Below are 26,145 nucleotides of genomic sequence, written 5' to 3' on the forward strand. Positions count from 1 at the left end.
CCTGTTCTCCCGGATCACGCGCCCGGGGTCGGCATTGTTCACACCGATGCGACTGTCTGGCTCGCAGTCCGACGGCGTCGTCGGCGGACCGCTCACAGTGGCGCGACCGCCCCGGATTCGCACCGGGTTAACCGCATCGGCCCGCTGAGTGTACCGCCGGCCGCAATCCGCTGAGTGTCACAGGTGTGCGCTTGAATGGGAGTGTGGCATCGGGCAGTCAGATCCTTCGGAGCATGCATCCGGCCACGCAGCGGTGGTTCAGCGACGCGTTCGGCGCGCCGACCCGAGCCCAATCCGGTGCGTGGACGGCGATCGCCCGCGGCGAGAACACCCTCGTCGTGGCTCCGACCGGGTCGGGCAAGACCCTCGCAGCCTTCCTGTGGGCCATCGACTCGCTGTACCGCGAGCGGATCGACGCCGCGACCGGCGGCAGTGCGGGCACCGCTCCGGGTGTCCGGATCCTCTACATCTCACCGCTCAAGGCACTCGCCGTCGACGTGGAGCGGAACCTGTCGGCACCACTGGTGGGCATCGCGCACGCGGCGCAGATCATGGGACTCGACGCACCGTCGATCACGGTCGGAGTCCGGTCCGGGGACACCTCGGCGGCCGACCGCCGACGGCTGCAGACCCATCCGCCCGACATCCTGATCACCACGCCCGAATCGCTCTACCTGATGCTGACCTCCTCGGTGCGCGAGACCCTCGCCACGGTGACGACGGTGATCGTCGACGAGGTGCACGCCGTCGCAGCGACCAAGCGGGGCACGCACCTGGCGCTCTCGCTCGAACGGCTCGATGCGCTGCTCGAGCGGCCCGCGCAGCGCATCGGGCTGTCAGCGACCGTGCGGCCCGAGGAACTCGTCGGCGAGTTCCTGGCGGGCGAGGGCGACTGCACCGTCGTGAAGCCGCCTGCGGCGAAGACCTTCGACCTCTCCGTGGACGTGCCGGTGGAGGACATGACCGCCATCCCGCCGCCGGACACCGGGACGGACGATCTCGACGACGCCTTCTCCCCGACCGCCGGTTCCCTCTGGCCCCACGTGGAGTCGGCGATCGTCGACCGCATCGAGGAGAATCGCTCGACGATCGTCTTCGCGAACTCTCGTCGTCTCGCCGAACGTCTGACCGCCCGGCTGAACGAGATCGCCGCCGAACGCGCGGGCATCGAGTTCGACCCGGACCGACCGAACCCGACAGTGCCCGGCGGGATGCCCGCCTACGTCTCGGCCAGTGGAGACACGGCGGGCGCGCCTGCCGTCCTCGCCCGCGCCCACCACGGCTCGGTGAGCAAAGAGCAGCGTGCACAGATCGAGGACGATCTGAAATCCGGCACGCTCCGGTGCGTGGTCGCAACGAGCTCACTGGAACTCGGCATCGACATGGGTGCCGTCGACCTCGTGATCCAGGTGGAGGCCCCACCGTCCGTCGCGGCCGGGCTGCAGCGCATCGGCCGCGCCGGACACCAGGTCGGCGAGGTGAGTCGCGGCGTGCTGTTTCCGAAGCACCGCACCGACCTGATCCACTGCACGGTGGTGGCGCAGCGAATGCTCGCCGGCCGCATCGAGGCGCTCTCGGTCCCGGCAAACCCGCTCGACATCCTCGCCCAGCAGACCATCGCGGCCACCGCCGTCGACGATCTCGACGTCGACGAATGGTACGCGACCGTCCGGCGCGCGATGCCGTATCGGACCCTCACCCGCGACGTGTACGACGCCGTCCTCGATCTGATCTCCGGCCGGTACCCGTCCGACGAATTCGCCGAACTGCGCCCGAGGGTGGACTACGACCGCGCAGCCGGGCGGCTCACCGCCCGGCGCGGCACCCTGCGCCTGGCGGTCACCTCCGGCGGAACCATCCCCGACCGCGGGCTGTTCGGCGTCTTCCTCGTGGGTGGGACCGACCGCGCGGAAAGCAGCCAGCCCCGCCGGGTCGGAGAGCTCGACGAGGAGATGGTCTACGAGTCACGGGTCGGCGACGTGTTCGCCCTCGGCGCGTCGAGCTGGCGAATCGAGGAGATCACACACGATCGGGTGCTGGTCTCGCCCGCGTTCGGCATGCCGGGGAGGCTGCCGTTCTGGATCGGCGACGCCGTCGGTCGTCCGGCCGAACTCGGTGCGGCGATCGGTGAGTTCATCGGGATCGCAGGCGATGCGGAGAAGCTCGCCGCACTCGCCGCCGAACTCGGGCTCAGCGCCAACGCAGAGCGCAACCTGTCGGCGCTGATCGCCCAGCAGCGCGATGCCACCGGCGTGCTCCCGACCGACCGCACCCTCGTACTGGAACGCTTCCGCGACGAGCTCGGCGACTGGCGGCTGGTGCTGCACTCCCCCTACGGCCTGCGGGTCCACGCACCGTGGGCCGGTGCCGTGGCCGCGCAGCTCTCGGCACGTCTCGGCATCGACGGGGCCACCACTGCCACCGACGACGGCATCATCGTGCGCCTCCCCGACACCGATGACGATCCGCCGGGAGCCGACGTCTTCCTCCTCGACCCCGAGCACATCGAAGCGGACGTCACACGCGCGCTGGCCGATTCGTCGCTGTTCGCGTCGCGGTTCCGCGAGTGCGCCGGGCGGGCGCTGCTGCTTCCGCGCCGTGATCCCGGAAAACGCGCCCCGCTGTGGCAACAGCGGCAGCGCAGCGCCCAACTGCTGGCGGTGGCGTCGCGTTTCGGCGACTTCCCGATCATTCTCGAGACGGTCCGCGAATGTCTCTCCGACGTCTACGACCTGCCCTCGCTGGTGGACGTCCTCACCCGCATCATGCAGCGCAGGATGCGGATCACCGAGGTCGAAACGTCCACCCCGTCGCCCTTCGCGGCCTCGATGCTGCTCGGCTACGTCGGCTCATTCATCTATGACGACGACGCCCCGCTCGCCGAACGCCGGGCGACCGCGCTGTCCCTCGACACCGCTTTGCTCGCCCAGCTCCTCGGCCGCGTCGACCTACGTGAGTTGCTCGATCCCGCAGTGATCACGGAGGTCGTCGCGCGGCTCCAGCGGACGGCTCCGGAACGGCGTGCGCGCGACGATCAAGATGTGGTGGACCTGCTGCGGTGGCTGGGACCGTGCACACCCCGACAGATCGCCGAACGCTACCGGGGCGACGACCCACTCGCCGTTCCGCTCGACGAGGTGCTCGAGCGACTCCTCGCCGACGGCCGCTTGATCGAGGTGCCCTTCCGCGGCGCGACCGCTCTGGCCTCGGTCGACGACGCAGCGCGACTCCGCGACGGCCTCGGCATACCGCTGCCGCTGGGCGTCCCGGTCGCCTATCTGCAGGCTGTCGCCGATCCCCTGGCCGACCTGGTGCACCGTTATGCCCGCACCCACGGACCGTTCACCACCGCCGATGTCGCGGAAGCTCTCGGCATGGCACCCGCGGTGGTGACGCGGACCCTCGAAGAGCTCGCGGCGCGACGAACTGTGATCGAGGGCGAGTTCATTCCGCTCCCGCCCGAACCGCAGACCGGCCGCACCCCGAGCCAGTGGTGCCATTCCGACGTCCTCACCCAGCTCCGCCGCGGATCGCTGGCGGCCGGGCGCGCCGAAGTGGAGCCGGTCAGCGCCGAGGCGTACACCCGATTCCTGCTCGGCTGGCAGCACGTCACCGGGAAGTCACGGCTGCGCGGCGCCGCCGGCGTCGCGGCCGTCGTCGAACAGCTCGCCGGACAGCCGATACCGGCGTCGGCGTGGGAGACGCTGGTGCTGCCGGCGCGGGTGGAGGACTACCGGCCGTCGATGCTCGATGAGCTGACCGCCTCCGGCGAGGTGATCTGGTCCGGACACGGGGCCATCGGCGGGGCCGACGGCTGGGTGGCCCTGCATCTGGCCGACGCCGCCGCACTCACCCTCCGGCCCGCCGAGGACGCCGAACCGACTCCCGCTCAGGAAGCGGTCCGGACCGCTCTCGACCGGGGCGGGGCCCTGCGCTTCCGCGAACTGTCCGACGCGCTGAACAGCGCAGAACACGCGATCCCCGACGGTGAACTGCCCGACCTGCTGTGGGATCTCGTGTGGGCCGGAATCATCACGAACGACTCGTTCTCGGTGGTCCGCGCCGCGCTGAACCCGCCGCGCAGCGCACGATCGTCGGCCACCTCCGCCCACCGGACTCGCGGTCGGCCGCCGCGTCTGCGCGCCGCACGGCTGTCGTCGCAGTATCTGGCGGGTGCTGCGGGTACGGCAGCCACGCCGCCCACGGTCGGGGGGCGATGGTCGGTGATCCGTCGCATCCCCGTCGATCCGACCACTGCTGCCGCTGCCACCTGCGACGTGCTTCTCGACCGCTACGGCGTGGTGACGAAGGGAGCCGTGACCGCCGAATCGACCGAGGGCGGATTCGCGCGAATCTACAAGGCGCTCGGCGTCTTCGAGGACAACGGCCAGGTGCGGCGCGGGTACTACATCGACGGGCTGGGAGGCGCGCAGTTCGCCGCCGGCCACACCGTCGACATCCTGCGCGAGTCGACTGTCGTCTCACGCGAGGAACGGTGCGCGGCGGTGGTGCTCGCGGCCACCGATCCGGCGAATCCGTACGGCGCGGCCCTCGACTGGCCCGAGCGAGCCGTCGAATCGGGGCATCGGCCCGGCCGGAAGCCGGGAGCGGTCGTGATCCTGGTGGGCGGACGCGCCGCGGTGTTCATCGAGCGCGGCGGAAAGACGGTGCTCACCTTCACCGCCGAGACCGAGCTCCTCGAGGCGGCCGCGGCGGCGCTGTCGCACGCGGTCACCACCGGGGCGGTGCCGCGCATTCACATCGATCAGGTCGACGGCGAGCCGGTACGCCGCACATCGCTGGGTGAGCGACTGGTCGCCTCCGGCTTCGCGACCACGCCCCGGGGACTGCGGATGAACTACGACCCGAGGAGCCGGTAGCGGTGCCCGAAGGCGACACCGTGTTCCGTGCAGTGCATCGCCTCCGCACCGCGCTTGCCGGAAAAACCCTGAGCGACAGCGACTTCCGAATACCTCGCTACGCCACCACCGACCTGTCCGGTGCGCGCGTCGAGTCCGTGCGGTCGGTGGGAAAGCACTTGTTCATCGACCTGCTGCGTCCCTCGGGCATCCCGGTCTCGATCCACTCGCATCTGATGATGGAGGGCCTGTGGGATGTGCACACCATCGGTGCGAAGTGGCGCCGGCCGTGGCACACCGCACGTGTGGTGCTGCGTGCCGGAGACATCGAGGCCGTCGGCTTCGATCTCGGCGTCCTGGAACTGCTCGCCGATCCCGGCCCCGCGGTCGCCCATCTCGGCCCGGACCTGCTCGGCGACGATTGGGATGCGGCTCGCGCCGTCGAGAATCTGGCCGCCGCCCCCGATACCCCGATCGGCATCGCTCTCCTCGACCAGCGCAGTCTGGCGGGTGTCGGCAACGTGTATCGCAGCGAACTCTGCTTCATGCGGCGCGTCCACCCGGCCACACCGACGGCCGCGGTCGACCTGCCGCCACTGGTAGACCTCGCGCACCGACTGTTGACGGCCAACCGCCTGCGCGTCACCCGCGTCACCACGGGCGCCACCGGCCGCGGCCGGGAACTGTGGGTGTACGGCCGCGACCGTCGTCCGTGCCGCAGATGCGGTACCGCCGTCGAACGCGGGATGCTGGGCGAGCCGCCGGCCGAGCGCAGCATCTATGTGTGCCCGCGATGCCAGACACGGTGACGCGGATGCATCGAACCCCTAGGGTCGGGCGCAAGGCCGGTCGACCCGGGCGTCGACCCCCATCGCGACGTCAGGAGGACGAATGGACATCGAACAGCGCGTGACCGCACTCGAGAAGATCGAAGCGATCAAGGAACTCAAGTACCGCTATTGGCGCGCCTGTGACGCCAAGGATCCCCGCGGATTCCGTGACGCCTTCATCGCCTCCGGCGCCCGGATCGATTACGGCCGCCTCGGCGCGTTCGACGACGTCGAGCCGATGGCGCGGATCTTCACTCAGGTGGCACTGCACGAAGTGGACGGTCACCACGTCATCCTCGACATGCATCACGGGATGCACCCGGAGATCCGGCTCACCGGTGAGGCGTCTGCGACCGGCCGGTGGACGCTGCGATTCCGACAGCTCAACCTGTCGGACCGTACCGAGACGATCGCCACCGGCGAATACGACGACGAGTACGTCGTCGAAAACGGCGAATGGAAGATGTCGAAGTGCGTCTTCACCGAGACCTGGTCGGTGACACGCCCACTCGACACCGAGGCGATCATCACCGAGGGCGCCTTCGCCGCCGAGTCGGCCGGGTGAACCGGATCAGCGGATCTCGTGGTCGGGCTCGGGCCCGAAGACGAACCGCCTGCCGGTGATCTCCTCCACGGCGATCTCCACGTATGTCGTCCGCACCGTGGGAATCCAGGGGTTGAGCGGGGTCTGGTCGGCCGCTTCGATCTCCGCGGAGTCTCGGAGGATGCGGGCCCGCCCCTTGGCCACCACGCTCCACCCGATCCGGCTGGTGAAGGCGTCCACCTCGATCACTGCTCGGTCGTTGACGGCGAGCTCCGCCAGCTTGGTGCCCTCCGAGGTCCGGAACAGGATCTTGCCGTTCGACACGTAGATGTTCACCGGGAACACGTCCGGCTGCCCGTCGACGCAGACCGCCAGCCTGCCGAGGACGCTGCCCTCCAGCAGTTCCCACGACTGTTCGTTGCTCAGGTTCTCCACCGGCTCCGTACTCATGGCCCCAGTCTGGCCCACGACCGCCCGGGCTGTACAGGGCACTTGGTCTGTGAGCCGGGCGACGTGAGTCGGATTCGCCGCTAATCCGGAACGGGAACCGGTTCGAGGATCTCGCGGCGCGCCTCCGGTGCCGCGGCACGCAGTGCATCGGCGGAGGCGTCGTCGGGCTGGCGCTGCGAGGCGATCTCGGCGTCCACCCGCGCCTTGTACGTCGCCACCTCGGTGGCGACCCTCGTCTCGTCCCATCCCAGGATCGGGGCGATCAGCTCGGCCACCTCCTGCGCGCAGTCGACTCCGCGGTGGCTGTACTCGATCGCGATCCGCGTGCGACGGGCGAGCACGTCCTCCAGGTGGAGTGCGCCCTCGGCCCACACCGCGTAGACGATCTCGACCCGCAGGTACTGCGGTGCCGCCTGTAGCGGCTGCAGCAGCGATTCATCGGCGTCGGCGTAGTACAGAACGTCGTCGAGCAGTGAGCCGTAGCGGTTCAGCAGCCGGCGAATCCGGTAGGGATGCAGGCCGAACCGCTGGCCCAGGTGCTCGCACTGGTTGATCAATGCGAAGTAGCCGTCGGCCCCCACCAGCGGCACCCGCTCGGTGATCGACGGTGCGACACGGGTGGGGATGTAATCGTTGCAGGCGTCCACGGCGTCGGCCCCCATCACCCGGTAGGTGGTGTACTTGCCGCCCGCGATCGACACCAGGCCGGGCGCGACGACGGCCACCGCATGCTCGCGCGAGAGTTTGGAGGTCTCGTCGTCCTCACCGGCGAGCAGTGGTCGCAGCCCGGCGTACACACCTTCGATGTCGTCGTGCGTCAGCGGGGTCACCAGTTCCTGGTTCACCCGGTCGAGGAGGTAGTCGATGTCTTTGCGCGTGGCGGCGGGGTGCGCGAGGTCGAGGTTCCAGTCGGTGTCGGTGGTGCCGATGATCCAGTGCGTCTCCCACGGGATCACGAAGAGCACCGAACTGGCCGTCCGCAGGATGATCGCGGTCTCCGAGACGATCCGGTCGCGCGGGACCACGATGTGCACTCCCTTGGACGCACGCACCTTGAAGTGACCGCGCTGCTTCGAGAGCGCCTGCACCTCGTCGGTCCACACGCCGGCCGCGTTGATGACGCAGTGCCCGCGCACCTCGGTGGTCTCCCCCGTCTCCGAATCGCGGACCTTCACGCCCATCACCCGATCGGACTCGGTGAGGAAGCCGACGGCCTGCGTCGAGGTCCGGATCACCGCACCGTACTGCGACGCGGTGCGGGCGAGGGTGAGGCTGTGACGGGCATCGTCGACGACCGTGTCGTAGTACCGGATACCGCCGATCAGCGAATCGCGCTTGAGGCTCGGCGCCACGCGCAGCGCACCCGACCGCGACACATGCCGTTGTCCCGGAACCGATTTGGCGCCGCCCATCCGGTCGTAGAGGAAGAGGCCGGCGGCCATGTACGGGCGCTCCCAGAAGCGGCGCGTGAGCGGAGCGAGGAAGGGCAGCGGCTTCACCAGATGCGGAGCGAGCAGGCGCAGCGACAGCTCGCGCTCACGCAGCGCCTCCCGAACCAGGCCGAACTCGAACTGCTCCAAGTAGCGGAGCCCGCCGTGGAACATCTTCGACGAGCGGCTCGAGGTGCCGGACGCGATGTCGCGCGCCTCCACGAGCGCCACACGAAGACCGCGAGTGGCCGCGTCGAGCGCCGCACCGACGCCGACCACTCCGCCGCCGACGACCACGATGTCGAACTGTTCAGAGCCCAGTCTGCGCCAGGCCTCGTCGCGATAGGCGGGGCTGAGGTCGGCGGGCCGATCCGGATTGAACTCGCTCTCCATATTTCGCAAGACTACCCGAGGGTAACCGGCCGTCATGCCAGACTTGACGGCGTGAAATCGGATGCTCAGTACGTCGCCGCAATCGATCAGGGAACCACGTCCACCCGGGCGATGATCTTCGACCGCAAGGGATCTGTGGTGATGAGTGAGCAGGTGGAGCACAGACAGATCTTTCCCCGCGCCGGCTGGGTGGAGCACGACCCGATGGAGATCTGGCGCAACACCCGTCGCGTGGCCGCCGCCGCGCTGGCGGCGGCGCAGTTGCATCCGGGGAACATCGTGGCATGCGGGATCACCAATCAGCGTGAGACCACCGTCGTCTGGGATCGGCACACCGGCACTCCGATCCACAACGCGATCGTCTGGCAGGACACCCGCACCGATGCACTGTGCGAGGAACTCGCGGGCGAGCACGGCGTCGACCGCTATCGCGAACGGACCGGGCTGCCGCTGTCGACGTATTTCGCCGGCCCGAAGGTCGCGTGGATCCTCGACAACGTCGAGGGCGCCCGCGATCGCGCCGAGGCCGGCGACCTGCTGTTCGGAACGATGGACAGCTGGCTGGCGTGGAACATGACCGGCGGCGTCGACGGCGGTCTGCACGTCACCGACGTGACGAATGCGTCCCGCACCATGCTGATGGATCTGCATACGCTGCAATGGGATCCGGAGATCTGCGCGGACCTGCGCATCCCGGTGTCGATGCTTCCCGAGATCCGGTCGAGCTCCGGTGTGATCGGGAGCCTGCGGACCTCGGGCTCCCTCCCCGATGTGCCGCTGGGCGGAATCCTGGGCGACCAGCAGGCCGCGATGTTCGGCCAGGCGTGCCTGGAACCCGGCGAGGCGAAGAACACCTACGGCACCGGCAACTTCCTGCTGCTCAACACCGGCACCGAGGCAGTGCTCAGCAAACACGGCCTGCTGAGCACCGTCTGCTATCGACTGGGCGATGAGCCGGCACGCTATGCGCTGGAGGGATCGATCGCGGTCACCGGCTCCCTGGTCCAATGGCTGCGCGACAACCTCGGGATCATCGACACGGCCGCCCAGGTGGAGGAGTTGGCCCGCCGAGCCGACGACAACGGGGGCGTCTACTTCGTCCCGGCGTTCTCCGGGCTGTTCGCGCCCCGCTGGCGACCGGATGCGCGCGGCGTGATCGTCGGGCTCACGCGGTTCGCCGACCGCACGCACATCGCACGCGCCGTCCTGGAGGCCTCCGCGTACCAGACGCGCGAGGTGATCGAGGCGATGCAGGCCGACTCGGGCGTGCACCTGCAGACGCTGAAGGTGGACGGCGGCATGGTCGTCAACGAGCTGTTGATGCAGTTCCAGTCGGACATCCTGGATGTCCCCGTGGTGCGGCCGGTGGTGAACGAGACCACCGCGCTGGGCGCCGCATACGCGGCCGGCCTCGCCGTCGGCTATTGGTCGAGCACCGATGAGATCCGCGACAACTGGGCGCGCGGCGGGCGGTGGGAACCGCGGATGTCGGAGTCCGACCGCACACGGCTTTTCGAGGGCTGGAACCGCGCGGTGACGCACAGTTTCGATCTGGCATGAGCCATTGACATACAACCGATTAGTTGTATGTTTGAGAGGTGACCGAGGACGACGAGGACCGCGCTGACGCGCTGTTCCACGCCCTCTCCGACCGCACACGGCGGGACATCCTCCGGCGGGTGCTGGCCGGCGAGCACTCGGTCACCGCGTTGGCGGAGAAGTACGACATGAGCTTCGCCGCGGTACAGAAGCACGTCGCCGTCCTCGAACGGGCCGGTCTGCTGGTGAAACGCCGTGCGGGCCGCCAGCAGATGGCGTCCGGCGACGTGAACGCTGTGCGCTCGGTGTCGGCGATGCTCTCCGACATCGAACAGATCTGGCGGGGCCGCATCGCCCGCGTCGACGACTTGCTCGCCGCATCCCCGGCCCCGACGACCGACACCACCGATCCCTCTGACATCCCACGAGACCATCGACCCTGAGGACCAGCCATGCCTGTCATCGACGTCCAGACCGACACGGACGCTCTCACCCTGACCATCACCGCCGAATTCGCCGCGCCTGTGGAGCGCGTCTGGGAGGTGTACGAGAACCCACGCCGACTCGAGAAGGTGTGGGGACCGCCCGAGTACCCGGCGACCTTCGTCGAGCACGACTTCACTCGCGGCGGACGCGCCACCTACTACATGACCAGTCCCGAAGGTGAGAAGTTCGGGGGCTGGTGGCGCTTCGAGACAATCGACCCGATGTCGTCGTTCACCTTCGAGGACGGTTTCGCCGATGCCGAACTCAAGCCGCTCGACGGCATGCCGGTGTCGCAGAACCGCTACGTCTTCGAGGCCACAGACAGCGGCACGCGCGCTGTCTTCACCTCCACCTACGAGAGCGCCGAGAACCTCCAGAAGGTCTTGGAGATGGGCATCATCGAGGGAGCCTCGGCGGCGATCAACCAGATCGACGACCTCCTCGCCGCGTAGGCGAATCGGGCTCGCGCATGCGGCGGTCGACGGCGAACTCCCGCAGCGCGACCGCGATGCCGCAGAAGGCCAACGCGGCGAAACCGAAGCTGAGGACCCTGGCCGATCCCACGATGTCGGGGCCGCCCAGAGCCACCAGCAGACCCGCCAGCGCCGAGCCGCAGGCGTTCGCGATCAGCTGGCTGGTGTTCAGTCCCGCCGACGCCTGGGCGGCCTCCGCTTCGTCATCGGTGACCCGCAGACCCGCGGTGAACCAGTGCGCCATCGCCATGCCGATGCCGCAGCCGCCGACGAACAGCACCGCGTACCACGCCACGATCACGCCGGGCGAGGGGTCGCGCATCTGCAGCAGGCCGTACAGGATCAGCCCCGACCCCAGCAGGAGCGGACCGCAGATCCGGACCGCTCGCCGCCCGCGCTCGCTCTCGATTCCGCTCGCAGAGATCGAGGCGACCGTCCATCCCCAGGACAGTGCCGCTCCGAGGAAACCGGCGGCGAGCGGCCCGAGCCCGCCGATCCGCTGCCCGAACAGCGGCAGGAAGGTCTCCACCGTCGACACCGCGGCGAGAACCAGGATCGCCAGGTAGATCCATCGCAGCGGCGACCGGCCCCGATAGGTCGTCTCCGGCAGCACTCGGGAACTCGCCCGCCGCTCCCAGCCCACGAAGCCCAGGCCCGCCAGCACGGCGAAGGCCAGCAGCGTCCACGTCGCGATCCCGTGCACCAGCGAGGCCACGCTGATCGCTCCGACCGCCGTCGTCAGCAACGCCAGCGACATCCACGGAACCGCGGCGGCCGGTTCACCGGATGTGCGCCGTACGGGAAGCGCCCGAAGCGTCATCGCGATCAGCGCCAGCGCCAGGAGGGTGAGCAGGCCGAATGCCCCACGCCAGAAGTGGATCTGGGCGAAGAATCCGCCGACCACGGGTCCGACGAAGTTGCCGACTCCCCACATCGCCGACATCAGGGCGATGGACCGCTGCCACAGATGAGGAGCCAGCACCAACCGCACCACCGCGAAGCCCAGGCCGCCGAGGAGACCGGCCCCGAATCCCTGCAGGGCCCGGCCCACCAGCATCACGGTCATGGTCGGCGACGCGCCGGCGACCACCGTGCCCGCAGCGAACAGCGCGAAGGCCCACACGTACGACCGCCTGGCCCCGAGCCCGGCCAGCCAGCGGCTCACCAACATCGACGAGATCACCGAGACCACCAGGAAGACGGTCATCGTCCAGGCGTACAGGTCCTGACCGCCGATGTCGGCGACCGCACTGGGCAGCAGCGAGGTGGTCAGGTAGACGTTGATCGCGAACAGCGCCACGCCGCCCGCCATCACCACCATCGGCGCGCGGTTGTCGCGCCCCAGCAGTTCCCGCCAGGTGCTCAATCCAGATCGTCGTGCCGGACGAGCTGGCGGGCGGCCTCGGTGATCGATCCCGACAGGGACGGGTACACCGAGAACGTCTGTGCGATCTCCGAGACCTGCAACTTGTTCTCCACGGCGATCGCGATCGGCAGAATCAGCTCCGAAGCGTTGGGCGCGACCACCACGCCGCCGATCACCACGCCGGTCGCCGGGCGGCAGAAGATCTTGACGAAGCCGCGGCGCAGACCGCTCATCTTGGCGCGCGGATTGGTCGACAGCGGCAGCATCACGGTGCGCGCCGGGTACTCCCCCGCGTCGATGGCCTTCTGCGAGACACCGACGTTGGCGATCTCGGGCCGGGTGAAGATGGCCGACGCCACCGTCTTGAGCCGGATCGGGCTCACGCCCTCGCCGAGCGCGTGGTACATGGCGATGCGTCCCTGCATGGCGGCCACCGAGGCGAGCGGCAGCACCCCCGTGCAGTCGCCGGCGGCGTACACGCCGGGCGCCGATGTGCGGGAGACCCGGTCGACGGTGATGTACCCGCCCCGATCGGTCACCACGCCCGCCTCCTCCAGGTTCAGCGAACCGGTGTTGGGGACCGAACCGACCGTCATCAGCACGTGGGTGCCCGTCACCTCCTTGCCGTCCGCGAGGTGCACGGTGGCGGAGTCCTCATCGCGCGTCACCCGGTCGGCGCGCGCGTACTTGATGAGGGTCACTCCGCGCTCGGAGAAGGCCTCCTCCAGGACGCGCGCGGCATCCTCGTCCTCGTGCGGAAGCACGCGGTCCCGGCTCGACACCAGCGTCACCTTCACGCCCAGCTCGGTGTACGCGTGAGCGAACTCGGCGCCGGTGACACCCGATCCGACGATCACCAGATGCTCGGGCAGCTCGGCCAGGTCGTAGAGCTGGCGCCAGTTGAGAATCCGCTCCCCGTCCGGCTGCGCCGTCGGCAGGATCCGCGGCGACGCCCCGGTGGCGATGAGCACCACGTCGCTCTCGTAGGTCTCGGTGGTGCCGTCGGCGAGCGTCGCCACCACTTCGTGCGCTCCGATTCCGGTTCCCGTCCGACCGAGCCGTGCGGTTCCATTGACGATCGTCACGCCCTCGCTGATGAGACGCGAACGGATGTCGGCCGACTGCGCGAAGGCCAGATCCTTCACCCGCTGGTGGATCTGCGGCAGGGTCACCATCGCCTGGTCGGTGGCGATGTTGATGCCGAGGTCCACGGCACGGCGCACCTCGGTGCGGATTCCGGTGGACGCGATGAACGTCTTCGACGGAACGCAGTCCCACAGCACGCACGCGCCGCCGATCCCGTCCGAATCGATGACCGTGATCTCCGCGCCGTAGGCCGCACCGGTCAGGGCCGCCTCGTAGCCGGCCGGCCCACCACCGATGATCACGATCTTCGCCACTGTGCACACTCCTTAGACACGACTCTGGACTCCGTGAACAAACTTATCCCCTGGCTGCTGCGCGCGCCGCCCGGACCGGCCGGTGTTCCCTCATCGGCCACCGACCGAATAGGCTGGCGACGTGCCGATCTATGCCGCCTACGCGTCGAACATGGACCCTGCCCAGATGCTGGAGCGGGCTCCGCACTCGCCGATGGCCTCGACCGGATGGCTCAACGGCTGGCGGCTGACCTTCGCGGGCGACGACATCGGTTGGGAGGGTTCGCTCGCCACCGTGACCGAGGACCGCGACAATCCCGACGCGCGCGTATTCGTGGTGCTCTACGACGTCACCGCAGAGGACGAGAAGAACCTCGACCGCTGGGAGGGCACCGAACTCGGCGTGCACCGCAAGATCCGCGCGCGAGTCGACACCGCCGACGGACCGGTACTGGCGTGGCTGTACGTCATCGACGGCTACGAGGGCGGTCTGCCGTCCGCGCGGTATCTCGGCGTGATGGCCGATGCGGCCGAGATCGCCGGCGCGCCCGCGGACTACGTCGAGCGGCTGCGCCTGCACGAGGCGCGCAACGTGGGTCCCGGGCCCGCGGAGCCGATGGACAACGAAGGCTGACCGCGGTCGGGAAGAATTTTGGCTCCCGGAGCGGTCTGAGAGGCCGTTGCGGGAGCCAAAATTTTTCGGCCGCTCAGTCCAGCTCTCCGGAGAGCACGACTCCCGCGAGCGTCGCGACGCCCACGCCGAGCGCGCGCTCATCGATGTCGAAGTTCGGCTGGTGCAGATCGCACTGCTGGCCGACGCCGGTCCACACTCCGAGCCTGGCCATGGCGCCGGGCACCGACTCCAGATACCACGCGAAGTCCTCGCCGCCGGGCGACTGCGGCGTGTCGACCGCTGCCGCCGGACCGATGGCCTCCACGCTGCGGCGCAGCATCGCGACACTGTGCGGGTCGTTGACCACCGGCGGCACACCGCGCACATAGGTCAAGTCGTAGGTGACTCCCAGCGGCGACACCAGTTCGCCGATGATGCTCCGCACCAGCGGCTCGAGGTCCTGCCACACGTCGCGGTCGCCGGTCCGGACCGTTCCGCGCAAGCGCCCCTCCTGCGGGATCGCGTTGGGGGCGTCACCGGAATGCGCGGCACCCCATGCCATCACGGTGCCCGAGCGCGGGTCCACCCGGCGCGACAGCAGTCCGGGGAGCCCGGTGATGACGGTGCCCATCGCGTACACGAGGTCGGCGGTCAGATGCGGACGCGAGGTGTGCCCGCCGGGCCCGCGCAGATGCACTTCCACACGATCGGCCGCGGAGGTCAGCGCACCCGCGCGCAGACCGACCGTTCCGGCCGCCAGGTGCGGATCGCAGTGCAGCGCGAAGATCCTGGTGAGCCCGTCGGTGACTCCCGCGTCGATCGCGTCGAGCGCACCGCCGGGCATCACCTCCTCGGCCGCCTGGAACAGGAGCCGGACCCCGAACGGCAGTTCGCCGCCGGTCTCGGCGAACTCGGACAGCAGCAGCCCGGTGCCGAGCAGAATGGCCGCGTGCGCGTCGTGCCCGCAGGAATGGGAGACACCCTCCACCCGCGAGGTGAACGGAAGTCCGGTCTGCTCCGGGATCGGCAGCCCGTCCAGGTCGGCGCGGAGCCCGATGCGCGGCTTGTCGGCCGGACCCAGATCGCAGACCACCCCGGTGCCCTTCGGCAGGATCTTCGGGGACAGGCCCGCATCGCTCAGGATCTGCACGACCTTCGCCGTGGTCGCGAACTCGGCCATCGACAGCTCGGGTTCGGCGTGGATCTCCCGGCGCCACGCCACCACGCGGCCGAGATTCGATGCGAGCCAGGCGTCGATCACGGGAGAACTCACAGCAGTGTCTCGGGGGTCGGGGCTGTGAGGTCCTCCAACAGCGGCAGTCGCAGCGCGCGCTTGACGGCACCGAGGTTGTCGCCGGCGAAGGACGCGCGCTCGCGGGCGACCTCGCGGGCGCGGTCGAGCAGGCGGTCGGCCTCGACCGCCTCGTCGACGATCCCGCCGGCGACGGCGTCGGCGGCACCGTAGCGGCGGGAGGTCAGCATCGCCTCGGTGAGGGTCGCATCGGGAACACGCGTGCGCAGCAGACCCGCCATCCCGCGCGGGAAGGGCATGTTCAGCGCCGCCTCCGGCAACGACCAGAACCCGCGGTCGGAGCGCATGATGCGGTAGTCGGCGCAGAGGGCGAGCATCGCTCCGGCGCCGAACGCGTGGCCGTTGATCGCCGCGATCGTCGGCGTCGCGGCCGTCACCACCTTCGCGTACAGGGCGTGGACGGCATCGAGATACGCCGGCAGCGGCTCCGCACCGGAGAAGATGTAATCGGTGTCGAGGCCGTTGGTGAAGAACTTGCCGGTGGCGCTGATGATGAGCGGCTTCTTCGCTGCGACGGCCTCATCGGTCAGCTCCGACACCCGGGCCATCCACTCACGGCCGAAGCGGTTCTCCGGATTCGCCTCGTCCAGTTCCATGCCCTCGGTACCCAGGTACAACTCGGCGGCGTCTTCGGTGAGAGTCAAGTACGGCATGGCAGAAACCTTATCGCCGCACACCTCGGCAGGAGCAGGCACGGGTGAGACACTACGGTTGCCTCATGGATCCAACCGTCGATCATGACGCCGCGGCAGCCGCCGCGGCCGCCGTCATCGCCACCGCTACCGACTGTCCCCGCCACGACGTGGCCGTCGTCCTGGGATCCGGGTGGGCTCCGGCTGCGGCGGCGCTCGGCACGCCGGTCGCGCGACTGCCGATGGCCGACATCCCCGGCTTCGGGACCCCGTCCGCGCGGGGACACGCGGGCACCGTCGAGTCGATTCAGCTCGGCGACACCCGCGTGCTCGTCCTGCTCGGCCGGATCCACGCCTACGAGGGCCATTCCCTGGCGCGCGTGGTGCACCCGGTACGGACCGCGGCCGCCGCCGGCGCGCACACCGTCGTCCTGACGAACGCGGCGGGCGGCATCCGTCCCGGGCTCGAGGTGGGCCGACCCGTGCTCATCGCCGACCAGATCAACCTCACCGGCCGGTCCCCGTTGGAGGGCGCGCACTTCGTGAACATGGTCGACGCCTACAGCCCGGCGCTGCGTGCGGCGGCCCGCCGCGTCGACCCCGAACTGGGCGAAGGCGTGTACGCGGGACTGCCCGGTCCCCAGTACGAGACGCCCGCCGAGATCCGCATGCTCGGCGTGATGGGGGCCGACCTGGTGGGGATGTCCACCGTGCACGAGACGATCGCGGCCCGGGCGGCCGGCCTCGACGTCCTCGGACTGTCGCTGGTCACCAATCTCGCGGCGGGAATCACCGGGGAGCCGCTCGACCACGCGGAGGTCCTCGCCGTGGGCCGCGAGTCGGCCGAGCGGATGGGCCGGCTGCTCGGCGCGGTCATCGGCGCGCTCGCCGAACGGTGAGCCGATGCTGACCTTCGGAACCGCCGGTCTGCGGGGCCCCGTGGCGCCGGGGCCCGACGGGATGAACGTCACCACGGTGACCCGCGCGACGGCGGGCCTGGCCGACTGGCTGATCGCGCGCGGACACGCCGGAGCGCCCGTCGTCGTGGGCCGCGACGCCCGCAACGGCTCGGAGGAGTTCGCCGCGGCGACGCGCGAGGTCCTGGCCGCGAGGGGATTCGACGTGATCGCGCTGCCCGACCCGGCGCCGACGCCGGTGACGGCCTTCGCGACCCGCGTGCACGGCGCCGCCGCCGGCGTGATGATCACCGCCTCGCACAATCCGCCGCGTGACAACGGCTACAAGGTGTACCTGGGCGATCCGCCGTGCCCGGGCGCCCAGTTGGTGGGCCCCGCCGATCGGGAGATCGAGGCCGCGATCGCCGCGACCGAACCGGCGGAGATTCCCCGGAGACCGGTGGCTCCGGACCGACGAGCCCGCGCCGCGCGCGCCGACTACCTGGCGCGGATCTGCGCACGCTTCGAGGACGCGGTCGCGCGGCCCCTGCGGATCGCGTTGACACCGTTGCACGGCGTCGGCGGCGACCTCGCGGTGGAGGCGCTCGCCCGCTGCGGATTCTCCGACGTGCACGTGGTCGGCGAGCAGTTCGCTCCCGATCCGGACTTCCCCACGGTCGCTTTCCCGAACCCCGAGGAGCCCGGCGCCACCGATCTGCTGCTGGCACTGGCCGACGACGTGGACGCCGATCTCGCGGTCGCGCTCGACCCGGACGCCGATCGCTGCGCGGTCGGCATCCGCGACGGCGACCGCTGGCGCATGCTCACCGGCGACGAGACGGGGGCGCTGCTGGGCACCTGGGTCCTCGACGCCGTCGCCGAGTCGGCGGTGCCGCACGGCGACCGCCCGGTGGTCGCCAGCTCGATCGTCTCAGGCACGCTGCTGCACGCCGCGGCGCTGCGTCGCGGCGCCGACGCCCGCCGCACCCTCACCGGGTTCAAATGGCTCGTTCGGGCGGGCGAACCGCTCGTCTACGCCTACGAGGAGGCGCTCGGGCACTGCGTCGACCCGGCTGCCGTCCGCGATAAGGACGGAATCAGCGCGGCGGTGGCCGCCGCCTTCCTCGCGTCGTCCTGGATCGGGCGCGGCGGGCTGGCCGCGGCACTCGGCGCGCTGCACGCTGAGAACGGCGTGCACGTGACGGCACCGCGGTCGCTCCGGCTCGACGATCCGTCCGAGATCGCTGCGATCATGGCCGGTCTGCGCACCGCGCCGCCGGCGGCGCTCGCCGGCATCCCGGTGACGGCCGCCGACTACGCCGAACGCACCGACGGCCTGCGAACCGACGGTGTGGAGCTGACCGGTCGGCGGCCGGACGGCGTCGCTCTGCGCGTCTTCGCCCGTCCGAGCGGAACCGAACCGAAACTCAAGTACTACGGACAGCTGAGCGCGCCGGTCGCGGACGGTAGCGTCAGCACCGTGCACCACGAGCTGTCGCAGCTGTTGGACGACGTCCTGGCCGAGCTTCCGGCCGGTAGTCGCGGGGAGGAGATCCGACGATGAGCTATCCGCAGTATCCGGATCCGGGGTATTCGCAGGGCGGGCCCCCGACCGGTCCTCAGCCACCCCGCAACCAGTCGCCCTGGTCGTCGCCGGCGGTGCTGGTCGCGATCATCGCCGGCGTGGTGCTGCTGATCGGCGGGATCGCCGCCGCCGTCCTGTACTCACAGGGGAAGAAGTCGGACACCGCGGCCCCGGTCTCGTCGTCGAGTCCACCGACGACCGTCACTCATACCGCGACCGGCACTCCGACGCCGCCCACCGTCACCGCGCAGCCCACCACCACCGCGCCGACGATCCCGACCACCGCGCCGGGCTCCGGTCCGGTCACCGTCCCCGGCGCCGACCGCCAGGGCTTCCTGTCCGGGCCGCGCTGCAACGCCTCAGAGGACGACGCGGTGTTCGTCGGATACACCGAGCGCTCTCGCGTCGTCATCTGCCAGGTGGGCGCACAGACCGGCCGCTACTACTACAAGGGCGAGGCCGACGGTGACACGGTCGAGGTGGGGTATCCGACCCGCAGCGGCGACACCTTCGTCGCGACCAACGGCAGCGTCGACTACGTGGTCTCCCCCAGCTCGCTGACGATCCGGGAGAACGGCTCGACGCTCACCGTGGAGCCGATGGTCTCCAGCTGGGTGGACTAGCGGCCCGCTCCTCCGCTCGCGGTCGTGGTGCTCGGAGTCGGACCGGTCGCGAACTGCGTCCGGTAGAGCTCGGCGTAGCGGCCGCCGCGTTCCAGCAGCGATCGGTGGTCGCCGCGCTCGACCACCCGGCCTGATTCGAGCACGATGATCTCGTCGGCCGCCCGGACCGTGGAGAGCCGGTGAGCGATGACCAGCGACGTCCGCCCCGTCAGCGCCTCCGCGAGGGCCGCCGAGACGGCGGCCTCCGACGTCGAGTCCAGGTGCGCGGTGGCCTCGTCGAGGATCACCACCGACGGTCGGGCGAGCAGCAGCCGCGCGATGGTCAGCCGCTGGCGTTCGCCGCCCGAGAGACGGTAGCCGCGTTCGCCGACCACCGTGTCCAAACCGTTGGGCAGCGAGCGGACCAGATCGTCCAGACGCGCCCGCGCCAACGCCTCCCAGAGTTCGTCGTCGGAGGCGTCCGGCCGGGCCAGCCGCAGATTGGCGCCGACGGTGTCGTGGAAGAGGTGTCCGTCCTGCGTGACCAGGCCGACGGTGCGGTGGATCGCATCCGACCGCAGGTCGCGGAGGTCCACACCGTTGAGCGAGATGCCGCCCTCATCGACGTCGTAGAGCCGGGTGGCCAGCGACGCGACGGTCGACTTGCCCGCGCCCGAACTCCCGACGAGAGCGACCATCGAGCCGGCGGGGACCTCGAAGTCGACCTCGTGCAGGACCGTGCCGCCGGTGCGGGAGTCCAGTTGCGCCACCTCCTCCAGCGAGGCCAGGGACACCTTGTCCGCGGACGGGTACCCGAATGACACGTTCTCGAACCGGACCGTGACGCCGTCCGCGGCGTCGGGTACCGTCTCGGCCCCGGGGCGGTCCACGATCAGCGGCCGCAGATCGAGCACCTCGAAGACTCGCTCGAAACTGACGAGCGCGCTCATCACCTCCACGCGCGCATTGGCCAGCGCGGTCAGCGGCGCATACATGCGGGTGAGCAGCAGAGCCAGTGAGACCACCGCTCCGGCGGACAGATGCTGATGCACCGCCAGCCAACCGCCGAGACCGTAGACCAGAGCCAGAGCGAGTGCCGAGACGAGCATCAGCGCGGTGTAGAAGTAACTCTGCAGCATCGCCTGGCGGACTCCGATGTCTCGAACGGCGTCGGCGCGGTCGCCGAACTCCTTCGATTCGATCTCCGGGCGCCCGAAGAGCTTCACGAGCGTGGCGCCGGGAGCGGAGAAACGCTCGGTCATCTGCGTCGACATCCGCGCGTTGTGATCCGCGCTCTCCCGCGCGAGCCCCGCCATCCGGCTGCCCATGCGTCGCGCCGGCACCACGAACACCGGGAGCAGGATGAGGGCGAGCACGGTGATCTGCCAGCTGATCGCGACCATCACGCCCAGGGTCAGCAGCAGGGTCACCACATTCGACACCACCCCCGAGAGGGTGTCACTGAAGGCGCGCTGCGCGCCGATCACGTCGTTGTTGAGCCGGCTCACGAGCGCCCCTGTCCGGGTTCGGGTGAAGAACGCGACCGGCATCTGCTGGACGTGGTCGAACACGGCTCGGCGCAGGTCCAGGATCAGCCCCTCACCGATGTTCGACGACAGCCACCGCGTGCCGATCGAGGCCGCAGCCTCGGCGACGGCGATCGCCGCGATCAACAGCGCCAGCATCACGATCTCCCGGCCGGCGTCCGAGCCTCCGGATCCGATGAGGTTGACCACCCGGCCGGCCAGGAGCGGCGTGACGACGGTGAGTACCGCGGTCACCACCGACAGCAGGAGGAAGGTGATGATGCGCCGCCGGTGCGGGCGCGCGAAACCGCTGATCCGGCGCAGTGTCGCCCGCCGGTCCGCCCGCGCCGATTTCGCGTCGGCGGCGTGCATCGACTTGTACATGACGTCCCATGCGACCGATTCCATGCTCATCGCAGATCGCCCCGTTCGGTGCTCATGACTTACAGTGCACTTCATCAAGTGCACTTGATGTCAAGGAAAGGGCCGATGGCCGAGAGCTCGCCGCGCGGAGCGTGGCTCAAACCGGGACAGGTCGCAGACCGTGCGGGGGTCGCCGTCTCGACGCTGCACTACTACGAGCAGATCGGGCTCATCACCAGCCGCCGCACCGCCGGGAACAGGCGGGAGTACCGCAGGGACACGCTGCGGCTGGTCGCCTTCATCCGCGCCTCGCAGACACTCGGCATTCCGCTCGCCCGCATCAAGGCCGCACTGGACGCACTCCCGCATGAGAAGCCGCCGACCAGGCAGGACTGGGCACGGCTGGCTCAGGACTGGCGGGCCGACCTCGACCGCCGCATCGCCGGTCTGGTGGCCCTGCGAGACGATCTGGCCGACTGCATCGGCTGCGGCTGCCTGTCGCTCACCGAGTGTCCGTACGTCAATCCGGGGGATGTCCTGGGCGAACAGGGACCGGGGCCGCGGCGACTGCCCCCGGCGACCCGGGGATGATCCGGGGGCTCAGCGCGGACCGAACTGGCGGTCGCCCGCGTCGCCGAGCCCGGGAACGATGAACTTGGCCTCGTTGAGCCGTTCGTCGACCGCACCTATCACCAGGCGCAGCGATCCGCCCCACGCGCGCAGCGCGTCGAGCCCCTCCGGTGCCCCGACCACGCAGATCGCCGTGAGATCGGTGGCGCCGCGTGCGACGAGCAGATCCAGCGTGTGCGCCAGCGAGCCGCCGGTCGCCAGCATCGGGTCCAGCACGCACACCGGACGCCCGGTGAGGTCCTGCGGCAACGATGCGAGGTACTCGGTGGGCATGGCCGTGGTCTCGTCGCGGGCCACGCCGACCAGACCGATCCCGGCCTCGGGCACCGCTGCGAGCGCGGCGTCGAGCATGCCGAGACCGGCGCGCAGGACCGGAACGAACAGCGGCGTGGACGCGAGCCTGCTACACGACGCCTCCCCGACGGGAGTCCGCACCTGCAACGGGCGTTCCGGAGCATCCGCGAAGGCCTCGTAGACCAGCATCTGGGCCAGTCGGGCGAGCGCGTTCCGGAAGGCCGCGTTGTCGGTGGCCTCGTCGCGCAGAACCGACAGCCACGCGCGGGTCAGCGGGTGATCGACGATGCGGACGTGCAGGCCTGACGAGGGGGTGTCGGTCATTCGCTCATCGTAATGTCGGGCAGTCGGTGACACGCCGTGGCCGACGGCGGCGGAACCGTTCGGCGGCCGGGTGCGTCCAATTAGGTATGAACGTCCAATCCGGCACACCGGTCATCGTCGATCCGGCCGCGGTCCACGCCGTCGCCGCCAACCAGTCGGGAGCGGCAGAGGCCGTCCGTGCGCGCACGGCGGCCGAGCGATCCGGCACGAGCACGCTGGTACCGACTTTCGGGCTGATCGGCGTCGAGTTCCTGGCCGCGCTCGAACGGCTGGGCGCGGCGCGGGCCGACCGACTCGACGCTCTCGCCTCGCGCCACGCGTCGGCCGCCGACTGCGCGAGCACCGCCCGCACCGCTTACCAGTGTTGCGACGGCACCAACGCCGACGCCGTCGCCGGGGTGCCGGCATGAGTGCCGAACTCTTGATCGCGCCGCTCAAAGCGCTGGTGGCGACACTCGGCACCGGAGTGCTCCCGCCCGGGGCGACGGCGGTGTACTCCGACACCGGGTCCGCACTGGCCGAGGCCTCGACATTGTCGGACCGGAGCGTCGCCGCCACCGCAGCGGGCTGGCGCGGCGCGGGCGGCGACCGCGCGGGGACCGCATCACGCCGTCTGGCGGCCGTCGACGACTCGATCGGCACCGCCGGCAGCGACATCACGTCCATCATCGAGCACGCGGCCGGGCGGGTGAAGGAGGCGAACACCGAACTGAATGCTCTCGTCGAATCGTTCGTCGCGACTGCCGCGACGGTCCCGGCGATCGCCTCGCCCGCAGGGCTGGCCGCGCTGGTCCCGCTCGCGCTGAGCCATCTGGCGCGCGGGGTCCACGTGGTGCAGCGAGCGCAGGTCGACCTCTCGCGCGACGCCTCCGCCCTGGAGGGGCAGGCGGCGGCCGATCCGAGCACGGCGCGGGCCGTCTCCGGTGCCCCGTCGGCCGGTGCTCCGTCGTCGGGCGGCGGACGGATCCCGATCACCCTCCCCGACGGCTCCGTGTCGTACGCCGAGAACGAGCGCGCCGCGACCGCGGTCCGCGCTGCGCTCAGCGTCCAGGGCACCCCGTACGTCTGGGGCGGAACCACCACCGACGGCTTCGACTGCAGCGGCTTCACCCAGTGGGCCTACCGGCAGGCGGGAGTGGAGCTGCCTCGGCTCGCCCAGGACCAGGACACCGCGGGGTTCGCCGTGTCACAGGACGACCTGCAGCCGGGAGACCTCGCCGTCTGGTCCGGGCACGTCGCCATGTACATCGGCAACGGCCAGCTCGTGGAGACCGGCGGCGATCCGGTCGGAGTGACGCCGTTGCGTACCTCCAACGCCGACCAGACCTTCGAGGGCTTCTACCGGCCCCGATGACGGTCGAGGCGGGCGGCCGTCGGTCCGGATTCAGCCGAAGGTGAAGCTGTAGACCTCGAGTCCGTCGCTCAGATCAATCGTCGTGTCACGGTGGCGGTAACCGTCGTCGGCGAGGTTGTACAGCCGCGGCGGGCCCGAGACGTCGATCGTCCGGTCCGGGGCTCCGGGTGTGTGCACGACCGCGCGGCCGGTGCCGCCGAGAACCGCGTTGACCGATGAGGCGGTGCTGTCGAGGCGGATACGGGCGGCGTCGACCGCGCGCACCGATTCGTCGGTCACGTCGAACTCGCCCGCTAGCGCGTATGTGCTGGGCTTCGAGTCGGCGCCGAATGAGAAGGTGCGGCGTCCCACAGTCAGCGCACCGCCCGCGTAGGAGCCCTCCGAGCGCGACGCCGACACGTACATCTCCGGCGAGATCGGTCCGGAGGCCGGTCCGCCGCCGAGGTCGCCGGCACTCACGGTGGCGCCGCTGACCGGTGCCGGCAGCGCACGCTCGGGCGAGGCCTCGTGGAGCAGAGTGCGGATTCGCTGTTCCATCTCCTCGTAGCCGCCCTCACCGTAGGAGACGGCACGCACGGTGCCGTGCGCGTCGATCAGGTACTTCGCCGGCCAGTAGCGGTTGCCGTAGGCGTTCCAGATCGCGTAGTCGTTGTCCTGCACCACCGGATAGCCGATGTGTTCGTCGCCGATCGCGGCGGCCACATTGCCCGAGTCCTTCTCGAACGCGAACTCCGGCGTGTGGACTCCGACGATCTCCAGTCCCGACGTCCGGTACGCGTCCCACCACTGGCGCACGTGCGGGCCGTCGCGCAGGCAGTTGATGCACGAGTAGGTCCAGAAGTCGACGAGGACCACTTTGCCCCGGAGCCCGGCCACCGTCAGCGGGGCGCCGCCGGGCGTGTTGAACCAGCGACCGCCTCCGGTGAAGTCGGCCGCACTGCCGCAGTCGGCGAGCCCGTCGCCGCCCGTGCACGCCGCGGCACCGCCCGTCTGCCGTCCGAGTGCGCGGTTGACCGCGTCCGACTGCGACAGCGCACGGTCGACCGAGGCGGTGTACGAGGGAATCGCCGCCTGCAGCCGGGCCGGGGCGTCGAAGACGAGTGCCACCGCCAGCCCGATGAGGATCACCCCTCCCACCGCGCGGAAGGTGCGCTGCCGCCGCCGGTACGCGGCCAGCCGCTTCGCCAGCGACGCCCCCGCGACCGCGAACACGGCCAGCGGCAGTGCCGCGCCGACGGCGAACGAGACGGTCAGGACCACGGTCCGCCACCCGATGTCGCCGGTCGCGCCGGCCACCGAGATCGCGGCGAGCACCGGGCCGGCGCACGGCACGTACAGGGTGCCCAGTCCCAGGCCCAGAAGGAAGGGCGCGGCCCGCCCGCCTCGGCCCTTCGGCGTCCACCCGGGCAGTCGCGCGAACGGACGCTCCAGCACATGCGCCACCGACGGGATCAGCATGCCCAGTCCGATCAACACCAGCAGGACGATGCCGGTCCATCGCAGCAGTCCGCTCGGCAGTCCCAGCGCGGCGAGCACCAGAGTCCCGAGCAGCGTGATGAGACTGAAGCTGACCACGATTCCGCCGATGATCGCGATCGCCCGGCCCGGTGACGCCGACGTCTCGCGAGTCCCGGTCTGAGCGCCGCCGGTCACGAAGATGATCGGAATCATCGGCAGCACGCACGGCGACACCCCGGTCACCAGACCTCCGGCCAACCCCACCAGAATCATCGTCAGCATCGCGGATCCATTCCTCTCGACCGGTCTGTTCACGATTGATTCGACGCCGAGCGCGGCGGGGATTGGATCGCGGGACAGATCTCAGGGAATCGGGAACTGGACCACCATCGGTGAGGTCGGCTGCGGGGAACCGGTCATCGGCTCCACCGACAGCGAGACGTCGGCCGGCCGGCTCATGTCGGTCATGATGACGCTCGACGTGTCGGCACCGTGCACCATGCCCGCCGACTTCTTCCGCCCGTCGACGGTGATCCACACCTGGTATCCGGTCCGGTGGTCGGTCGGCGGCAGGTTCTCAACACTCACCACGGTGGCGCGCTGCGACGGTGCGTACATCGCCTTGACCGTGCCGTCGCCGACGGCACCGGTGGCCTTCTCCATGTCGGGTGCGGCGAGCACGTCGTCCATCGAGGTCCCCGAGGTCGACGTCGCCGACGGCCGGTGGTCGGCGACGACCCGCCAGGTGACGACGCCGCCCGCGGCCGCGACCGCGATGCACGCCGCTGCCGCCGCGCGCACCCAGCG

At 70.2% G+C, this 26,145-nt stretch carries 23 protein-coding genes and 1 riboswitch; of the genes, 13 read left to right on the forward strand and 10 right to left on the reverse strand.

Annotated elements, in window-relative coordinates; all coding sequences use genetic code 11:
- Positions 1-53: 53 nt before the first annotated feature.
- Positions 54-129, reverse strand: a riboswitch (cobalamin riboswitch).
- A 104-nt stretch (positions 130-233) separates the two neighbouring features.
- The 3 genes from GSI01S_RS10395 to GSI01S_RS10405 all read left to right on the forward strand — a co-directional run bounded on the left by GSI01S_RS10395 (position 234) and on the right by GSI01S_RS10405 (position 6,254).
- Entirely contained in the window at positions 234-4,880 is a 4,647-nt protein-coding gene (locus GSI01S_RS10395; RefSeq protein ID WP_006896511.1) for an ATP-dependent helicase, read from the forward strand.
- Between the two features lie 2 nt (positions 4,881-4,882).
- Positions 4,883-5,668, forward strand: coding sequence for a DNA-formamidopyrimidine glycosylase family protein (locus GSI01S_RS10400; RefSeq protein ID WP_006896512.1), 786 nt, complete (start codon positions 4,883-4,885; stop codon positions 5,666-5,668).
- Between the two features lie 82 nt (positions 5,669-5,750).
- Positions 5,751-6,254: a nuclear transport factor 2 family protein gene (locus tag GSI01S_RS10405; protein ID WP_006896513.1), complete on the forward strand. Its 504-nt coding sequence runs from the start codon at positions 5,751-5,753 to the stop codon at positions 6,252-6,254.
- 6 nt (positions 6,255-6,260) lie between these two features.
- Here the strand turns inward: GSI01S_RS10405 and GSI01S_RS10410 are convergent, their stop codons facing one another.
- Both GSI01S_RS10410 and GSI01S_RS10415 read right to left on the reverse strand, forming a co-directional pair.
- On the reverse strand, positions 6,261-6,683 hold the full coding sequence (locus GSI01S_RS10410; RefSeq protein WP_039867448.1) for a pyridoxamine 5'-phosphate oxidase family protein: 423 nt from the start codon (positions 6,681-6,683) through the stop codon (positions 6,261-6,263).
- Positions 6,684-6,763: 80 nt separating this feature from the next.
- Positions 6,764-8,506, reverse strand: a complete 1,743-nt coding sequence (locus GSI01S_RS10415; RefSeq protein ID WP_006896515.1) for a glycerol-3-phosphate dehydrogenase/oxidase — start codon at positions 8,504-8,506, stop codon at positions 6,764-6,766.
- 51 nt (positions 8,507-8,557) lie between these two features.
- Between GSI01S_RS10415 and glpK the strand changes: the two genes are divergently transcribed.
- The 3 genes from glpK to GSI01S_RS10430 are packed head-to-tail and all read left to right on the forward strand — an operon-like array spanning position 8,558 to position 10,983.
- Positions 8,558-10,066, forward strand: coding sequence for a glycerol kinase GlpK (gene glpK / locus GSI01S_RS10420; protein WP_006896516.1), 1,509 nt, complete (start codon positions 8,558-8,560; stop codon positions 10,064-10,066).
- Between the two features lie 38 nt (positions 10,067-10,104).
- Positions 10,105-10,488 (forward strand): ArsR/SmtB family transcription factor, encoded by a 384-nt coding sequence (locus tag GSI01S_RS10425; RefSeq protein ID WP_006896517.1) that lies wholly within the window; start codon positions 10,105-10,107, stop codon positions 10,486-10,488.
- A gap of 9 nt (positions 10,489-10,497) precedes the next feature.
- A complete protein-coding gene (locus tag GSI01S_RS10430; RefSeq protein ID WP_006896518.1) occupies positions 10,498-10,983 on the forward strand; it encodes an SRPBCC family protein in 486 nt (161 codons plus the stop codon).
- Here GSI01S_RS10430 and GSI01S_RS10435 read toward each other — a convergent pair.
- On the reverse strand, positions 10,952-12,370 hold the full coding sequence (locus tag GSI01S_RS10435) for an MFS transporter (protein WP_006896519.1): 1,419 nt from the start codon (positions 12,368-12,370) through the stop codon (positions 10,952-10,954). The two genes, GSI01S_RS10430 and GSI01S_RS10435, sit on opposite strands and share 32 nt — an antisense overlap.
- On the reverse strand, positions 12,367-13,770 hold the full coding sequence (locus GSI01S_RS10440) for an NAD(P)H-quinone dehydrogenase (protein WP_006896520.1): 1,404 nt from the start codon (positions 13,768-13,770) through the stop codon (positions 12,367-12,369). The genes GSI01S_RS10435 and GSI01S_RS10440 overlap by 4 nt, the downstream gene beginning before the upstream one ends.
- A 121-nt stretch (positions 13,771-13,891) precedes the next feature.
- On the opposite strand from GSI01S_RS10440, the gene GSI01S_RS10445 reads away from it, so the two are divergent.
- Positions 13,892-14,383, forward strand: a complete 492-nt coding sequence (locus GSI01S_RS10445; protein WP_006896521.1) for a gamma-glutamylcyclotransferase family protein — start codon at positions 13,892-13,894, stop codon at positions 14,381-14,383.
- Between the two features lie 73 nt (positions 14,384-14,456).
- Here the strand turns inward: GSI01S_RS10445 and GSI01S_RS10450 are convergent, their stop codons facing one another.
- A complete protein-coding gene (locus tag GSI01S_RS10450) occupies positions 14,457-15,635 on the reverse strand; it encodes an amidohydrolase (RefSeq protein WP_039867450.1) in 1,179 nt (392 codons plus the stop codon).
- Positions 15,632-16,327 (reverse strand): enoyl-CoA hydratase/isomerase family protein, encoded by a 696-nt coding sequence (locus GSI01S_RS10455; RefSeq protein ID WP_006896523.1) that lies wholly within the window; start codon positions 16,325-16,327, stop codon positions 15,632-15,634. The genes GSI01S_RS10450 and GSI01S_RS10455 overlap by 4 nt, the downstream gene beginning before the upstream one ends.
- Positions 16,328-16,392: 65 nt before the next feature.
- On the opposite strand from GSI01S_RS10455, the gene GSI01S_RS10460 reads away from it, so the two are divergent.
- From GSI01S_RS10460 to GSI01S_RS10470, 3 genes are read left to right on the forward strand one after another with little or no spacing between them, the layout of a single operon-like run.
- Positions 16,393-17,205, forward strand: coding sequence for a purine-nucleoside phosphorylase (locus GSI01S_RS10460; protein WP_006896524.1), 813 nt, complete (start codon positions 16,393-16,395; stop codon positions 17,203-17,205).
- Between the two features lie 4 nt (positions 17,206-17,209).
- Positions 17,210-18,766, forward strand: coding sequence for a phospho-sugar mutase (locus tag GSI01S_RS10465; RefSeq protein WP_006896525.1), 1,557 nt, complete (start codon positions 17,210-17,212; stop codon positions 18,764-18,766).
- Positions 18,763-19,410 (forward strand): hypothetical protein, encoded by a 648-nt coding sequence (locus GSI01S_RS10470; RefSeq protein WP_006896526.1) that lies wholly within the window; start codon positions 18,763-18,765, stop codon positions 19,408-19,410. Before GSI01S_RS10465 ends, GSI01S_RS10470 begins: the two co-directional genes overlap by 4 nt.
- On the opposite strand, the gene GSI01S_RS10475 is transcribed toward GSI01S_RS10470, so the two are convergent.
- A complete protein-coding gene (locus tag GSI01S_RS10475; protein WP_006896527.1) occupies positions 19,407-21,329 on the reverse strand; it encodes an ABC transporter ATP-binding protein in 1,923 nt (640 codons plus the stop codon). The two genes, GSI01S_RS10470 and GSI01S_RS10475, sit on opposite strands and share 4 nt — an antisense overlap.
- 75 nt (positions 21,330-21,404) lie before the next feature.
- Between GSI01S_RS10475 and soxR the strand changes: the two genes are divergently transcribed.
- The gene (soxR, locus tag GSI01S_RS10480) at positions 21,405-21,869 is read left to right on the forward strand and encodes a redox-sensitive transcriptional activator SoxR (protein ID WP_006896528.1); all 465 of its coding nucleotides are present in this window, start codon (positions 21,405-21,407) and stop codon (positions 21,867-21,869) included.
- Between the two features lie 9 nt (positions 21,870-21,878).
- On the opposite strand, the gene upp is transcribed toward soxR, so the two are convergent.
- Entirely contained in the window at positions 21,879-22,526 is a 648-nt protein-coding gene (gene upp / locus GSI01S_RS10485; protein WP_006896529.1) for a uracil phosphoribosyltransferase, read from the reverse strand.
- Between the two features lie 86 nt (positions 22,527-22,612).
- Here upp and GSI01S_RS10490 point away from each other — a divergent pair, with 86 nt between their 5' ends.
- Together GSI01S_RS10490 and GSI01S_RS10495 are read left to right on the forward strand one after the other, a co-directional pair.
- Positions 22,613-22,936, forward strand: coding sequence for a type VII secretion target (locus GSI01S_RS10490; RefSeq protein ID WP_006896530.1), 324 nt, complete (start codon positions 22,613-22,615; stop codon positions 22,934-22,936).
- Complete coding sequence (locus GSI01S_RS10495) at positions 22,933-23,880, forward strand: C40 family peptidase (RefSeq protein WP_006896531.1); 948 nt, start codon at positions 22,933-22,935, stop codon at positions 23,878-23,880. The genes GSI01S_RS10490 and GSI01S_RS10495 overlap by 4 nt, the downstream gene beginning before the upstream one ends.
- 30 nt (positions 23,881-23,910) lie before the next feature.
- On the opposite strand, the gene GSI01S_RS10500 is transcribed toward GSI01S_RS10495, so the two are convergent.
- Both GSI01S_RS10500 and GSI01S_RS10505 read right to left on the reverse strand, forming a co-directional pair.
- Positions 23,911-25,620, reverse strand: a complete 1,710-nt coding sequence (locus GSI01S_RS10500) for a cytochrome c biogenesis protein DipZ (protein ID WP_006896532.1) — start codon at positions 25,618-25,620, stop codon at positions 23,911-23,913.
- A gap of 81 nt (positions 25,621-25,701) precedes the next feature.
- Positions 25,702-26,145, reverse strand: a 444-nt coding sequence (locus tag GSI01S_RS10505) for an anti-sigma factor (RefSeq protein WP_006896533.1), incomplete at its 5' end; no start/stop codon positions are given.

Origin of the sequence: Gordonia sihwensis NBRC 108236 (assembly GCF_000333035.1) — a bacterium.
GTDB classification, from domain to species: Bacteria; Actinomycetota; Actinomycetes; order Mycobacteriales; family Mycobacteriaceae; genus Gordonia; species Gordonia sihwensis.